13 protein-coding genes are annotated in these 13,741 nt (G+C 42.9%); 7 read left to right on the forward strand and 6 right to left on the reverse strand.

Going from position 1 to position 13,741, the window contains the following annotated elements:
* Window positions 1-105: 105 nt before the first annotated feature.
* Window positions 106-483, reverse strand: coding sequence for a twitching motility response regulator PilG (pilG, locus tag ACP69U_RS06570; RefSeq protein ID WP_045453505.1), 378 nt, complete (start codon window positions 481-483; stop codon window positions 106-108).
* Window positions 484-1,172: 689 nt separating this feature from the next.
* Here pilG and ACP69U_RS06575 point away from each other — a divergent pair.
* The 7 genes from ACP69U_RS06575 (at window position 1,173) to ACP69U_RS06605 (ending at window position 10,136) form a co-directional block, all read left to right on the forward strand.
* Window positions 1,173-2,465 (forward strand): efflux RND transporter periplasmic adaptor subunit, encoded by a 1,293-nt coding sequence (locus tag ACP69U_RS06575; protein ID WP_426138163.1) that lies wholly within the window; start codon window positions 1,173-1,175, stop codon window positions 2,463-2,465.
* Between the two features lie 297 nt (window positions 2,466-2,762).
* Window positions 2,763-3,485 (forward strand): response regulator transcription factor, encoded by a 723-nt coding sequence (locus ACP69U_RS06580; protein ID WP_045444030.1) that lies wholly within the window; start codon window positions 2,763-2,765, stop codon window positions 3,483-3,485.
* A gap of 102 nt (window positions 3,486-3,587) precedes the next feature.
* Complete coding sequence (locus ACP69U_RS06585; protein WP_426138164.1) at window positions 3,588-5,774, forward strand: ATP-binding protein; 2,187 nt, start codon at window positions 3,588-3,590, stop codon at window positions 5,772-5,774.
* A 533-nt stretch (window positions 5,775-6,307) separates the two neighbouring features.
* Window positions 6,308-7,078, forward strand: coding sequence for a methionine ABC transporter ATP-binding protein (locus tag ACP69U_RS06590; RefSeq protein WP_055124775.1), 771 nt, complete (start codon window positions 6,308-6,310; stop codon window positions 7,076-7,078).
* A gap of 19 nt (window positions 7,079-7,097) precedes the next feature.
* Window positions 7,098-7,784 (forward strand): methionine ABC transporter permease, encoded by a 687-nt coding sequence (locus tag ACP69U_RS06595; protein WP_060491817.1) that lies wholly within the window; start codon window positions 7,098-7,100, stop codon window positions 7,782-7,784.
* Between the two features lie 219 nt (window positions 7,785-8,003).
* Window positions 8,004-8,963 carry a MetQ/NlpA family ABC transporter substrate-binding protein gene (locus ACP69U_RS06600; protein ID WP_193009030.1) on the forward strand — a complete coding sequence of 320 codons (960 nt, stop codon included), beginning with the start codon at window positions 8,004-8,006 and terminating at the stop codon, window positions 8,961-8,963.
* A gap of 324 nt (window positions 8,964-9,287) precedes the next feature.
* A complete protein-coding gene (locus ACP69U_RS06605) occupies window positions 9,288-10,136 on the forward strand; it encodes an aldo/keto reductase (RefSeq protein ID WP_426138165.1) in 849 nt (282 codons plus the stop codon).
* A 105-nt stretch (window positions 10,137-10,241) separates the two neighbouring features.
* Here ACP69U_RS06605 and ccmE read toward each other — a convergent pair whose 3' ends face one another.
* The 5 genes from ccmE to ccmA all read right to left on the reverse strand — a co-directional run bounded on the left by ccmE (window position 10,242) and on the right by ccmA (window position 13,735).
* On the reverse strand, window positions 10,242-10,742 hold the full coding sequence (ccmE, locus tag ACP69U_RS06610; protein ID WP_045453493.1) for a cytochrome c maturation protein CcmE: 501 nt from the start codon (window positions 10,740-10,742) through the stop codon (window positions 10,242-10,244).
* A 271-nt stretch (window positions 10,743-11,013) separates the two neighbouring features.
* A complete protein-coding gene (ccmD, locus tag ACP69U_RS06615; protein WP_045444018.1) occupies window positions 11,014-11,235 on the reverse strand; it encodes a heme exporter protein CcmD in 222 nt (73 codons plus the stop codon).
* A gap of 44 nt (window positions 11,236-11,279) precedes the next feature.
* On the reverse strand, window positions 11,280-12,068 hold the full coding sequence (ccmC, locus tag ACP69U_RS06620; RefSeq protein WP_060491821.1) for a heme ABC transporter permease CcmC: 789 nt from the start codon (window positions 12,066-12,068) through the stop codon (window positions 11,280-11,282).
* A 241-nt stretch (window positions 12,069-12,309) separates the two neighbouring features.
* Complete coding sequence (locus ACP69U_RS06625; RefSeq protein WP_045444605.1) at window positions 12,310-12,966, reverse strand: heme exporter protein CcmB; 657 nt, start codon at window positions 12,964-12,966, stop codon at window positions 12,310-12,312.
* A gap of 139 nt (window positions 12,967-13,105) precedes the next feature.
* Window positions 13,106-13,735, reverse strand: a complete 630-nt coding sequence (gene ccmA, locus ACP69U_RS06630) for a heme ABC exporter ATP-binding protein CcmA (protein WP_314886280.1) — start codon at window positions 13,733-13,735, stop codon at window positions 13,106-13,108.
* Between the last annotated feature and the right edge of the window lie 6 nt (window positions 13,736-13,741).

The raw sequence follows: 13,741 nt of genomic DNA on the forward strand, positions 1-13,741 counted from the left end.
GCCTAGCCTAATTTATCTGATTCTATATAAAGCATAGCAATGCATAAATCATACCAACTTGTAAGACGATATTTAACGATATATCTACAAGCGGACTTATTTATATTAGCGGTACTGATTAATTGCCTCGAACAGCTCATCTTTACTAAATGGCTTGGTCAGATACTCATCTGAACCCACAATACGACCACGCGCTTTGTCAAATAAGCCATCTTTAGACGACAACATAATCACAGGTTTGCTGGCATAATCAGGGTTGTTTTTTATTAGCGCACAAGTCTGATAGCCATCCAAACGCGGCATCATGATGTCGACAAAAATAATATCTGGATTGTTATCGACAATTTTTGCTAAAGCATCAAAACCATCAATGGCGGTCACAACTTCGCAACCCGCTTTTTGTAATAAAGTCTCTGCGGTACGGCGAATGGTTTTTGAATCATCAATCACCATTACTTTTAAACCATCAAAATTATTTTCCATTATCAGTGTCCTATAAACGACTATTTATTCTTAATACCATCCATCAATGCAAAAATTTAACGGTTATTTCAACCTGTCATATCATTCATTATTGGACTGATATGAGACGCTAAATTTGCATTACCATATGTTATGACAGTCAACATATCAGCTGCCAGTATCCGCCTGTCAAACAGAGCGTCAACATGGGCTACTATACGCACTTTCTAATTAATAAGCTTACTAAATTGCGCCAAACCTATGGCTTTTTAGACGACTTATTTTGCTTTTATTATCGTCCACTGCAACCGTATTTGGCTTCAAACAAGGTAGAGTACCTTTTATTACTGATGACCATGACGATAAAAGAGGTAAGCTCGAAGTAAAAGAACCATCAACCTTATGATATTTCTGCATTATATAGAAACGATGGGCACATTGCTGAATAATTTTCTTTTGTGATAAAAATGTATCATTGTATTTTGTTATGTTTGTTTTAGCACAGTTATCGACTAATTTCCAGTTATGAGTGAGCCAATATTCGAACTGGTCAGTAATATAAAAATTTGTTCAGACTTGCTGTCACTCCTAGCTTAGCTAATGACTGGATTTAGTAGCCTTAACGTCAGCGGTTTATTAAGTTTTTTGCGCTTATTTCACCCAGTGGCAATTCACTATATAATAAAACGATGACTACTATGGTGACTGCTATGACGGCTTGTAATTTTTTAAAAAATAGCACCTATCTACTGAGTGCTTTTCTTCTTGCTGCCTGTCAGCCATCACCGCCTACCAATGAGCCTGTGACTGCAGAAAACAGTGAGACTGTAGATACCCCTATTGTCATTACCGACGATAGTGTGACCATGACGCCAGATCATATATTGAGCATAAAACCTTCACGTTATCAGCCTAGCCTTGGTTTACAAGGTAAGATCGAACCTATCAAACAGACTAAGCTTATCGCTGCATACCCCATTAACGTCGAAGAAATACTGGTTACTGAGGGTCAATGGGTAGAAAAAGATATGCCGCTGCTTATCGTTCGACGCGTGCAATCAGAAAGCAAAACAGCAGATGCATCTAACCCGGTCAAGGAACAATCTTCGGCATCGAACAGCGTTGTCCCAGATTCTGAGATGACGAACGATGCGGTTGATGTAAAGCAAACACACTCACAAAAAACGGACGCTAGCTCAAAACCCAATCAGCCTACAGCAGAAAATGGTGCAACAACCACTAAAAACGACCCAATTGCTCACAAAGAAGAGGCAACAGCAAACGCCACAGTGGGCGCTCCTAAAAACGCAGTCGGCAATCCTAAAAACAATGACCAAACCAGCGCTAATAGCACGGCAAGCTCAAAACCGCAGCAGAGTCAGTATAATTTGGTCACTGTGCGTGCCAGTTTTTCTGGCCGTGTAAAAAACTTATATGCCAAAGCAGGTCAAAGACTAGAGGCGCGCACGCCTTTATTACAGCTTAGCGATGAAACTAAATTACACTTTATCGCGACCCTACCTATTCAAGCAGAACCACAACTTTCGGTTGGTCAGACTGTCAATTTTACAGCTGAAGGTATGTCGGAACAGTTCACAGGACAAGTCAGTAAACTGACCGCGACCAGCCAGCCGAAAAAGCTGTTGGTCTATGTTAACGTCATTGACAATGAAGCAAGTCGAGACAAGTTATTGCCAGATATGAAAGTCACGGGGCGGGTTAATTATGGTCAAATAGATGTGGGCACTATCGTACCTAAGCGGGCGTTGCACGATGTTGACTTGACAGAATTACAAACGTCACCATATAAGCCTCTGTCACCGTTAACTGCTAACGTGTGGATTATTGGACAGGATCAGCGCCTGACACGCCAGCCTATTGAAGTAGTCGAATATGACCCTATCACAAAGCAGTATTTAATTGCAGGTATTAGCAACGACAGTTTGATTTGTTTGGCTGATTTACCGGCTGATGCTAAAGGTAAAAAAGTCAATGTCTCATAGCTATGCATGCCGACAGTTACATTGTGTAGAAACATTAACAAAGCCTCTCTTGTTTTGTAACTGCGTAATTAGGCAATATGGCCGTATGATATATAGCATTAACCGAGTATTCTGAATCATTGGTATTAAATGACTCGATATCTTGAGAGTTTGAGAAATCTTAGAAAGTTTGAGAACCTAGAGGCTTAATCGTTTAACTGTTTAAGATCCTAAAATCAGCGATGTATTTATCGTGATACAAAATATCAAAACAGATGAGACGTTTGGCCAACCATAACAACAACTAGAGGATAACCCATGAGCAAGCAGATTTTATTAATCGAAGATGATCCTGATCTAGCTGAGTTAATCAGCGATTACCTGACCATGAATTATTATGACGTCCATCATGCAGGGCTTGGTCAAGAAGGGCTTGATTTATTGGATGCTAAAGAGCGTGACATTGATTTGGTCGTGCTTGATTTAATGCTGCCTGATATGGATGGTATGCAAGTTTGTCAAAAAATTCGCGGCAATAAAAACAACATGACCAATAAAGTGCCAATTATCATGTTGACAGCGAAAGGCGATACCACCGATCGCGTGCTAGGTCTTGAGATGGGTGCTGACGATTATATATCTAAGCCTTTTGAGCCACGCGAGCTTCTCGCTCGAATCCGTGCTGTTATTCGCCGTCATGAGCAGCCCAATCAAGCAGATAGCCAGTCTGATAGCTTGACCTTTGGTCGTTTGAGCGTGTTCCCTGACAGCCATGAAGTGACCATCGATGATGAGCCTGTCCGTTTAACGACGCATCAGTTTCAATTATTGCATTACTTTGCCACCCATTCTGGTAAAGTATTGAATCGCGAGCAACTGTGGCAAGCCATGCCCAATGATGACAGCTCAGATAATATCGATCGCGCCATTGATGTTCATATCTCGCGTCTGCGTGCTTTAATTGAAGACAACCCACGCCAGCCAAAACGCATTATTACGGTACGCGGTGTTGGTTATCAATTTGCCACTGATCAAGTTTGATCACAAAAGCGGCAAATTAATCGATAAAAACCATACTTTTGATTTGTTTATGCAAATTAGAAGTATGAGTCGATATAAACGGCTGATAGTAGAGATGGTTTAATGCAGCAGTTGGGATTTCGTTCGGTATTTGCCAAGTTATTTGCCAGTGTCATGTTGGCACTTATTTTATTTGCAGTGGCGATGGTGCTGTTGACGCAACTTGTGCACGATAAAGATGCAAGTATTCGATCAGAAGTATTGGCCACTCAGATTTTAGGACAAATAGACCCTTTCTTGCATGAGCTGAATATCTCTGTGAGCGAGGACAATCGCTTGCAAGCGCGCTTTATGCTAGCAGTGGTCAAAAAAAGCTTTGATATCTTTGATGAGTCATTACAGGCAAAGATGGGCTTGTATGACAGCGAAGGTCGATTGCTAATGCAAACGGATAACAGCGATTTGCCATTGGAATTGCCCGCACCGCCCTCTTTATTTTCACGCGTTTTTCCCTCTCTCGCAGACACCTCCCCTACCAAGCAAGCTCAGGTTTATAGCAGCACCGGCTATACGCTTTTGTATGAATCACGCTTACCGCCTAAAAAACCAGTACTCTCTTCTGCGCTGAATTTATTTACCGGCACACTACTATTGTTACTTATTATGGCAGGTGTCCTATGGTGGATTGCTCGTACCATCACTTGGCGCATCAATCAGATGAGCCAGCAGATGGCGCAACTGGGTGATGGTGATTTTACCGTACGGGTGAATGCTCGTGGTAACGATGAGATCGCCTCACTAGCGCGTGGATTTAACCAAGCAGCACAAAAAATCGAACACCTTATCGATGCCAATAACCTGCTCTTAGCACATGCTTCTCATGAGCTACGTACCCCCATTACTCGTATTCGCTTACAGATTGAGATGATGGATATGCTCGCAGGAGCACTACCATCTGATACCAAAGCAAAGTTTGATAAACGTGCGCAAGCGATTAACCGCGATTTGTCGGGGCTCAACGACTTGGTAGAGAGTATCTTATTGGTGAGTCGTTTAGACGCCGGTCATGCCTTACAGCAAGTTGAAAGCTTAGACTTATACGATCTGGTGAATCAAGAACGGCAACATTATCCTGAAGCGACGCTCATTGGTGAACATATTGTGATCGATGGTCAATCATCGATGTTGACCCATTTGATTCGCAACTTGTTAACCAATGCCATGCTACACGGCAAGCCGCCCGTGACGGTACTATTGTATGGTGTGCAAACTATTGATGAAGCAGATACCATACCTGATTACCTGCTACAAACGATACTCTGCAGTAGCTTTGCCGATTATAATAGCTCTGATTTTGACTCCTATCACGAACCAATCGAGGTTAATGAAGACAATACGCATAATCATATTGCGCATAATCATACACATTCAAAAGATTCTTCTCATAGTACTTGTAAAGTTAAATCTGAAGCAACAGATGCTATTATCGTGTTGCCAGCCCCACCGATATATAGAAACGGAGAAAATATTGCGATTGAACATGATCTCAATTCCGATGCCGATGCTGATGCCGATGTGAATATAGAGACTAAAATCGATAAGGCTGATATTAATAATACCAACAGCGACATTGACTCTATTGAAACCTGTGCGACCTTAACAGAATCTACTGATGCGAATAGTGTTCAAACGGACTCAAGCACTTCGACAAACGCAGTCAACAGTGACGATACCGTTGGAAGCACCAGCACATCCTCATTGATTGCTAATTATCATAACTTTACCAATGATTTGACTGACAAAATTAAAAAGATGGTTTGGAAAGCAGTTCCTGACACTGAAGAGTCGTCTGCAGTTATCAATGACGCTAAGAGTACTGCCTTGAATGATGCAATTCCTAAATCCAAAGGTGCCATAATAAATAAAGGTGGCAATACACGCGAAAAGGGTGATGCTCAAAATAACACTCAAAATCCTACAGAAGTACTCAGTACACCACGCAAAGAAGGCTTGTTTGCCAAGCATCTAAAAAAAGCCAAGACCGATCCTGTACGCCCATTACCGAAATATGCAGTATTGGCAGTGATTGATGAAGGCACGGGCATTCCAGAAGACAAACGTGAAGAAGTATTTAGCCCATTTGTGCGGTTGCAACAAAAAAATAAAGGCTCTGGGCTAGGCTTATCGCTAGTATCACAAATCGTTACCGCACATCAAGGGCGCATCATTACTGATACGTTGAATGGACATACCAGGTTTTTAGTTGTTATACCAGTCAAGCACGACCCACATTATCACCAGCATGACTAGGGCGTTTCTTCAATTCAATCTATTACTCTTTAAATGGGCTAAATTTTGCCAAACATCGTCAAATAGCGTATCAATATCTCGATATTATTTGCGCTACTTTCCTTGTTTGACGGCAATTTATCTCATTTTTATCACTATTTTTAAAATGAGGACACAACCTAGTCAGCGATGCTATAGTCGAGTCAATTTAAAAGTAGTACAAGGCAACCAAGTATAGATGTATATTTAATACTTCAAGCGAAGTTAACGCAGTAATACTTTTATAGTGGAATGATTATATAAGGTGCTATGAACAGACACTTCATTCTACTCGATCGTCGCGACTCACATTCTACAAAACCCCTCTTACTAATAGCTATTAATCATAAGCCTGTCACGGATGTTCATATCCAAAGTGCTCGATAATATGCTATATTAGCGCCCCTTATTATAGGGTTATTAACGGTTGTTCCTTAATTGGCTTCTTACATTGTTAAAGAGGCCCGACAGCGCGTTTGTGACTATTAAAAAAATTATTGAATTTTGAGCCCTCCATGAATGACATGATTGTCTTAAACAATGTGACCAAGAGTTTTTTAAGCGACCGATCAATCAAAGACAAAGATGGCAAACCACATTGGTTTACTGCCGTTGAACCGACCTCGTTATCTGTCCAGCAAGGCGAAATCTTTGGCCTAATGGGATACTCGGGTGCAGGTAAGTCTACTCTGCTACGCCTAATTAATATGCTTGAGCGTCCAGATGCTGGTCAAGTCATCGTCGATGGCACCGACTTGACCACATTGTCTGCTAGTGAATTGCGTATCGCTCGGCATAATATTGGTATGATTTTTCAGCAATTTAATCTGATGTCCAATCGTACTGTTTTTGACAACGTGGCCTTTAATTTAACCGTTTCAGGATATCCGAGCCGCGACATTCATAAACGAGTGATGGATTGCCTAGAGATTGTTGATCTAACAGACCGCGCTGGTCACTACCCTGCGCAGCTGTCAGGCGGACAAAAACAGCGTGTCGGTATTGCCCGAGCGATTGCCCCCAGTCCTAAAGTATTATTGGCTGATGAGCCAACCAGTGCGCTTGATCCTGCGACGACCCGCAGCTTGTTGACTTGTCTACGCGATATCAACGAACAACTTGGCGTCACCATTGTGATTGTGACTCATGAGATGAGTGTCATCCGTAGGCTGTGTGATCGCGCCGCATTACTGCATCAAGGTCAACTCTTGGAAGTTGCGGATGTGAGAGACGGTCTGATTCAGGCGACCACCCCGATTGGCAAAGGCTTAGTGCACGAAGACTAATGAGGCAGGAGAAATAAATATGTTAACTGGTAGTGAATTGTCCGCCTCGATAGACAAGCTGTTTGCCCTGCGCAAAGAGATTGTGAACGCGTTTATTGATACATTTATTATGCTTGGCATCTCAACGACGGTGGCGATTGTCATCGGTGGGTTGTTTGGCGTATTTTTATTTTTATCCAGTGATCGACAGTTTTTGCAAAACAAAACATTGTATGGTCTGCTTGGTGGTATCACCAACTTTATGCGTGCTTTCCCATTTGTCATTTTGATGATTGCCATGAGCCCATTTACGAAGGCTATCGTTGGCACGGGTATTGGACCGATTGCGGCCTCATTGGTACTCGCCATTGCAGGTTCGTTTTATTTTGCCCGTTTGGTCGAGCAAAACTTGCGTGAAGTGCCACGCGGTATCATTGAGGCGACCGAGTCTATGGGCGCACGTCCCTTGACCATTATTAAAGTCTTACTCAATGAAGCACGCTCAGGACTGGTATTGTCCGTGACGATTCTCTGTATCAGCCTGCTCTCTTATTCAGCAGCGGCAGGTATGATTGGCGGCGGTGGTCTGGGAGATTTGGCCATTCGTTATGGCTACTATCGTTATCAAACGGAGGTGATGATTTTTATCGTTATTGTCCTATCAATAATGGTTGTATCCATTCAAGCATCGGGTAATTGGTTGGCTAACCGGTTGGATAAACGATAGAAAAAAAGACTTAGACAAAGCCTGTTAACGCTAATATGAATAATACTCAAGGTTTAATGCCGATTCATCCTAAGCAAAACGCTTGACTTTGTTACTGAGACCCTTTAATTTTGATACTAACTTAACAGTCGTTAACTTAGCAGCATTACTATCCCTAATGTTGCTTTTTTAATGGCCAGCGTTTGCCCTCCATCCCATCCCTCTTATTAAGGAAGCTTCATGAAATTAACAGATATCAGCCGTCAGTTAGCGACTGCATTCGCTGCCGTTGGCGTATCAAGCCTAGTCTTGGTTGGTTGCAACAACTCATCAGCACCAGAAGCAACTAAAGAGCCTGTTACGGAAGGCTCAACAGCAGAGACTGCCGCTAGCGATATCGATCCTGAGCATACCAAAATCGTCATCGGTACCACCGAAGGTGACTTCGCTGATATGGTGCGTAACCAAGTGAAAAGCTCACTGGAAGCGCAAGGTTACGAAGTTGAGCTGATTGCTTTTACTGACTATGTACGCCCAAACCTTGCCTTGGCTGAAGGTGATTTGGACATCAACATCTTCCAGCATAAGCCTTATCTTGATACCTTCAAAAAAGAAAACAATCTTGATCTGGTAGAAGTTTTCCAGGTACCTACTGCCCCACTTGGCATTTACTCAGGTAAAAAGACCACGCTTGATGATGTCTATAAGGGCATGAGAGTCTCTGCCCCAAATGATCCAAGTAACTTTGCTCGTGCGCTGGTGATGATGGATGATCTTGGCTGGATCACGCTAAAAGACAATATTGACCCACTCACGGCATCAAAAACTGACATCGCTGATAACAGCAAATACGACATTGAAATCATTGAGTTAGAAGCTGCTCAATTGCCACGTGCTCGTGATGAAGTCGACTTTGCCGTCATCAATGGCAACTATGCCACGGATGCTGGTATCAAGCTGACTGAAGCGCTATTTCAAGAGCCTAGCTTTGCTTACGTCAACTGGTCAGCCATCAAATCAGCCGATGCTGGCAAAAAATGGGTCGAAGATGTGACAAATGCATATAACTCAGAAGCCTTTAAAAAGTATGCTCATGAAACTTTCCCTGGTTATAAGTACCCAAAAATCTGGGGCTCTGATCACAGTGCGCACACGGATACCGCAACAAAACCTGCACCTGTAGAAGCTGCTGCTCAATAAGCTCTTAAGCCAAAAGCTCTTAAATCCAAAACACTTAAATATCGTCTTCGTCCCGATTGTAAACGCCCATTGCTAGATAGTGATGGGCGTTTTTTATGGACTCAATTTTACGATTTTTACTTTTTAACCGCGCGCTGCTGGCTATCAGTTACTAAAAATGACGTTACAGCCTGTTTGTCCTTTGTAGGAAAGCGTCACTTGCCCTTTTACTTGCCGCTAATTTTTTCTATAGTGGGTAGGTCAAATAGAGAGGGTGATCAGAATATTGATGATTCGATGCTCTATCAATAAATACATAAATACATAAATAACAAGGATAATAAGATGCGTGCTAAAACTTATAATATTCGTACCGCTGGACAAGCAAATATTCCTGTACTAGGGCTTGGCACATGGCAATCGACTGGTCAAGATTGTGTTGATGTCGTCAGTCAAGCGTTGAAAATGGGTTACGAGCACATCGATACCGCTCAAGCTTATGGCAATGAAAAAGAAGTTGGTCAAGGTATCAAACAATCAGGGGTATCTCGGGATAAGTTCTTTTTGACCACAAAGATTTTTCCTGATGACATGAAGTTTGAGCCTGAGAAATTGATTGCCGCCGCCAAACGCTCTTTAGCAGATTTAGATACTGATTATGTTGATTTGCTACTATTGCACTGGCCGGATGACCGTGTTCCTTTATCCGAAACCATTCCTGCCTTGTGCGAACTCCAGAAACAAGGTTTGACACGCCATATCGGCGTCTCTAACTTTAATATTGCCAATATCATTGAAGCTGAGAAATATGCTGATGTACCGATTGTGGTCAATCAGGTTGAGTTTCATCCGTTCATCAAGCAAAAAACCTTGCAGACTTTTTTGAACAATCACCACATTCTACTCGAAGCTTATTCACCACTTGCACGCGGTGATGTATTCGATAATGAGATTATTAAAGAAATCGCTGACAAACATAATGTCACGCCAGCACAGATATCATTGGCTTGGATTCTGGCAGACAAGCATCGTATCGCTATTCCGAAAACATCTAACCCTGATCATTTGCAAGGCAATCTAGATGCTATCAATGTGCAATTAAGTGCGGATGATATTGAGAAAATCAGCAGCTTAGCGCGTGCTGATGGGCGCAAAATTAAGCATCCAGATTACTCGCCTGAATGGGACGACTAAGTTCTTGTAAGAAACCACCAAAACTTATTAGTACCAAAATTCATGTAAAAAAAGAGCCGCTAATAATATGTTAGCGGCTCTTTTACTATGATATGGACTATATAATTACTGCTGTAGAGTATCCGTCTCATGCACCTTTTCAGCAGGATTATATTGCTCAGAAGGAGGCACTACACCGCTACGATTGTTTTCTTTCATCGATTTGGCCACTTCTGGCGGCATGTAGTTTTCATCATGCTTCGCCAATACTTCTCCAGCGACAAAAGTATCACCCTGCATCTTACCTGTCGCGACGACGCCTGAGTTTTCAGCAAATAAATCTGGCAAAATACCTTGATAAGTCACTGGTACTGTCGATTGAAAGTCCGTAATGGCAAACTCAACGTTTAGTGGATTGTCTTCTGCGCGCTGGACACTACCCGCAACGACCATACCGCCTGCTCGAATACGCTTATCTTGTGGTGCTTCACCTTGTGCAATCGCGGTAGCATCAAAGTAGTAATCGGTCTGTTGCCCAATGGCATAAAGAACCAATACCACGGCTATCGCCGCTCCTGCAAGCGTAAACATAACCCACATCAGTTTTTTGCGACGAACTGCGTTCATACCACTACCTCATTGATGAGTCACTGTTTTATAAACTATAGTCAATGCCATACAAATATATAAAACAGAAAAATTTGAAGAAACTACCATTAGAAAAACGTTCTAAAAATGTCTTTCTAATCGTACTCTTCTAATGGCTATATGGTAGCATTTTTCGGACAAATCAATAAGCCCTATAACCTCTGTGGCAGTCACCTCTTTATCAAGTGCTAAGTTACAGATTGAGTGGCTAAAAATTAACGGCTAACGTTAGATAGGACGAACCTACTAGTTAATTAGGCTGCTTGGTGACAGGCATGGTTGTTTTAGCAGTACGCTGTGCTTGCCGCGCTTGCTGAATGGTCAACTGCTTGATTAAAGCCTGTCGTTGTCTACGACTGTAAATAACAAACGCCAGCATCATGCCAACGGTAATTGCCCAGCACGACCAAACAAAAACACCATGCTTACCCATGGCAAGAAACTCAGATACGCTATAAAAGTAAGGCTGCATAATATTTTCCTAGCCGTGATTTTTTTTGGCGACAGTCATGACCATCATTTAGCTTGCCCGCGAATGTATTCTTTGACCCACGCTTTGCCTTGATCACGATACAAGATAAGGGTATTGGTACGATAAATCGCTAATGTTGCCACTAATAAATAACTACCAATAATCATCAGTAATAAGGGCATCCACATATCTGCTGACATCTTAGGCGCGGCGGTCAAAGTAAAGGTCGAGCCTTGATGCAAGGTGTTCCACCACTGTACCGAGTACTTGATAATGGGTAGATTTACTGCGCCAACAATAGACAAAATGGCGGCGGCTTTACCACGATTGGCAGTATGCTCAAACGCGGCAAATAACGCCATCACGCCCGCATACAGAAACGCCAAGATGAGCATAGAGGTCAAACGTGCATCCCAAACCCAGTAAGTACCCCAAGTGGGTTTCGCCCAAATAGAGCCCGTGATTAAGCTAATCACACAGAGCAAGAATCCTAGCGGAGCAAGCGCCTGTGCCACTAAGCTAGCCGTTTTTATTTTCCAAACCAAAAAAATGACCCCGAGCACTGCTAAGGCAAAATAGATGGAAATGGCGATACTGGCAGCGGGTACGTGAATAAAGATAATGCGGTAACTGTTGCCCTGCAGATAATCAGGTGGCGCAAAAGCGAGACCCCAGACACTACCGATCAACAGGCAAATACTGGCTAATATGGCTAACCACTTGACCCAAGGCGAAAAAATGCGAAAAAACTGCTTGGTACCCACAGTGGTCAAAAAGCCTTGCCAGATGCGCTGCCACAAGCTAGGAGATGAGACGTTATTCAAGTTGGGCATGGAAATAAACCTATTGGCACAGCGTATTGGTTGTAACCGATATAGCGCATCATGGGCGCGACTACCTGTTAACCTGCCGGCGTTAAACACTGGATAAAATCTACAAGTGATTGTTTGCTTAGTTAACTGACTATTATAGCAAAATTGCCAATTTTCAACATGCTGTTAATACAAAGGTTTTTTATAGCGTTTTTTATTACAAACTCTCAATACAGAGAGTTGTACATAACTTATGTCGTTTCTAATTCAGCCACGCCATTTTTAACGTCATGGCAATCACCCATGGCATCACCAAAACCGAGATAATACTGCCTGCTAGTAATAAAGCCAGTATCGGTAAGCCATTAAGACCAGTGGCAAATAAATCAACCGCTCCTGTGGCAAAAATCAACACTGGTAACTGCATCGGCAAAGCAATCAAAGGCACCAGCACCGCACCATTCTTTAATGACAGCGTCAAACTACTCGCGACCGCTGACAGCATCAAGAGCATCGGACTGCCCGTCACAATAGAAGCCATCAATATCCACGCCTCAAACCAACTAAGCTGAAACAAAGGCACGGCAAGTAAACTAAGCGCTGCAACAATACCACTACTAAAAATCCAATGGATAACCAAACGAATCAACACCCATAAGGGCAATGATGCTTTGGCAACGACCAATTGCGCCAGCGTGCCATTATCAAGGGCAGGCTTAAACAAACCATCGACACCCATGACCAGTGATAATAGAGCAGCAATCCAAACTGCCGACACGCCAAGGCGTTGCAATAGCGCAGGCTCGCTACCCACTGCTAGCGGAAATAGGGTGATAATGACTAAAAATAGCACTAGCGGATAAAGCCACTGCACGGCACCCTGTTGTTTGACTTGCCACTCGCGCCGCCATAACTGCATAAAGCTGATACCGCGCACCGCAGCTAAGTCAGTATTTGAGCTTTTATTCACTGTTTGTACTGGACCGTCTATTTCTATCATTTATTTGCTCTTCTACGGATGCTTGTGACACTTATACTGAGAGTATGCAAACTAGTATTCAAACCATATAATCGGACAAATCGAGCACTTGATTGGCAACACCAACGGCCTGATGACTGGTCATTAATATAGCGCCGCCAGCATTAGCAAAATCGCGCAATCTGTCTTCCATTCGCGCTACCATATCGACATCAAGGGCAGTAAAAGGCTCATCAAGTAGCCATAATGGTGTCACCTCAGAGGTCAATAAATATAACCTTGCAAGGGTGATACGGCGGGTTTGCCCAGCAGATAAATGGCTTGAGCTAATCGTCTCAAAGCCTTGTAATCCTACCCAAGTGAGGGCATCATCAATATCAGTAACGCTTGGGCTAATCCCATATAAATTTAGCAGAAAGGTCAGGTTTTGCGCGACCGTTAGATTTGGATGTATACCCAACTGGTGCGACACATACAAAGGCTGAATAGGTAAATTCGCTACTCCTTGATAATAAACCTCACCGCTTAACACTGGCAATAACCCAGCCAGCTGCATCAGTAAAGTGGTCTTACCAGTACCGTTGGCACCAATTAAATGGCAAATGCTACCAGCTGCCAGATTGAGTACTACCCCTTCACATAGAGGGGTTTCGCCGCGCTGAACGGTCAGCTCATCAAGCGCAAGTAAGGCGGTATTCAGAGCTGTCATCAAAAC

The sequence above is a fragment of the Psychrobacter sp. TWR1-1-1 genome (genome assembly GCF_049895865.1).
In the GTDB taxonomy this organism is placed as follows: Bacteria; Pseudomonadota; Gammaproteobacteria; order Pseudomonadales; family Moraxellaceae; genus Psychrobacter; species Psychrobacter immobilis_A.

What these genes read in the sequence shown, in the direction of transcription:
- ACP69U_RS06605 (WP_426138165.1), top strand. Translation starts at nt 9,288, where the DNA reads ATGCGTGCTAAAACTTATAATATTCGTACCGCTGGACAAGCAAATATT.
- ACP69U_RS06580 (WP_045444030.1), top strand. Translation starts at nt 2,763, where the DNA reads ATGAGCAAGCAGATTTTATTAATCGAAGATGATCCTGATCTAGCTGAG.
- ccmC (WP_060491821.1), bottom strand. Translation starts at nt 12,068, where the DNA reads ATGCCCAACTTGAATAACGTCTCATCTCCTAGCTTGTGGCAGCGCATC.
- pilG (WP_045453505.1), bottom strand. Translation starts at nt 483, where the DNA reads ATGGAAAATAATTTTGATGGTTTAAAAGTAATGGTGATTGATGATTCA.
- ACP69U_RS06590 (WP_055124775.1), top strand. Translation starts at nt 6,308, where the DNA reads ATGAATGACATGATTGTCTTAAACAATGTGACCAAGAGTTTTTTAAGC.
- ccmA (WP_314886280.1), bottom strand. Translation starts at nt 13,735, where the DNA reads ATGACAGCTCTGAATACCGCCTTACTTGCGCTTGATGAGCTGACCGTT.
- ccmE (WP_045453493.1), bottom strand. Translation starts at nt 10,742, where the DNA reads ATGAACGCAGTTCGTCGCAAAAAACTGATGTGGGTTATGTTTACGCTT.
- ACP69U_RS06595 (WP_060491817.1), top strand. Translation starts at nt 7,098, where the DNA reads ATGTTAACTGGTAGTGAATTGTCCGCCTCGATAGACAAGCTGTTTGCC.
- ACP69U_RS06625 (WP_045444605.1), bottom strand. Translation starts at nt 12,966, where the DNA reads ATGCAGTTATGGCGGCGCGAGTGGCAAGTCAAACAACAGGGTGCCGTG.
- ACP69U_RS06575 (WP_426138163.1), top strand. Translation starts at nt 1,173, where the DNA reads ATGACGGCTTGTAATTTTTTAAAAAATAGCACCTATCTACTGAGTGCT.
- ccmD (WP_045444018.1), bottom strand. Translation starts at nt 11,235, where the DNA reads ATGCAGCCTTACTTTTATAGCGTATCTGAGTTTCTTGCCATGGGTAAG.
- ACP69U_RS06585 (WP_426138164.1), top strand. Translation starts at nt 3,588, where the DNA reads ATGCAGCAGTTGGGATTTCGTTCGGTATTTGCCAAGTTATTTGCCAGT.
- ACP69U_RS06600 (WP_193009030.1), top strand. Translation starts at nt 8,004, where the DNA reads ATGAAATTAACAGATATCAGCCGTCAGTTAGCGACTGCATTCGCTGCC.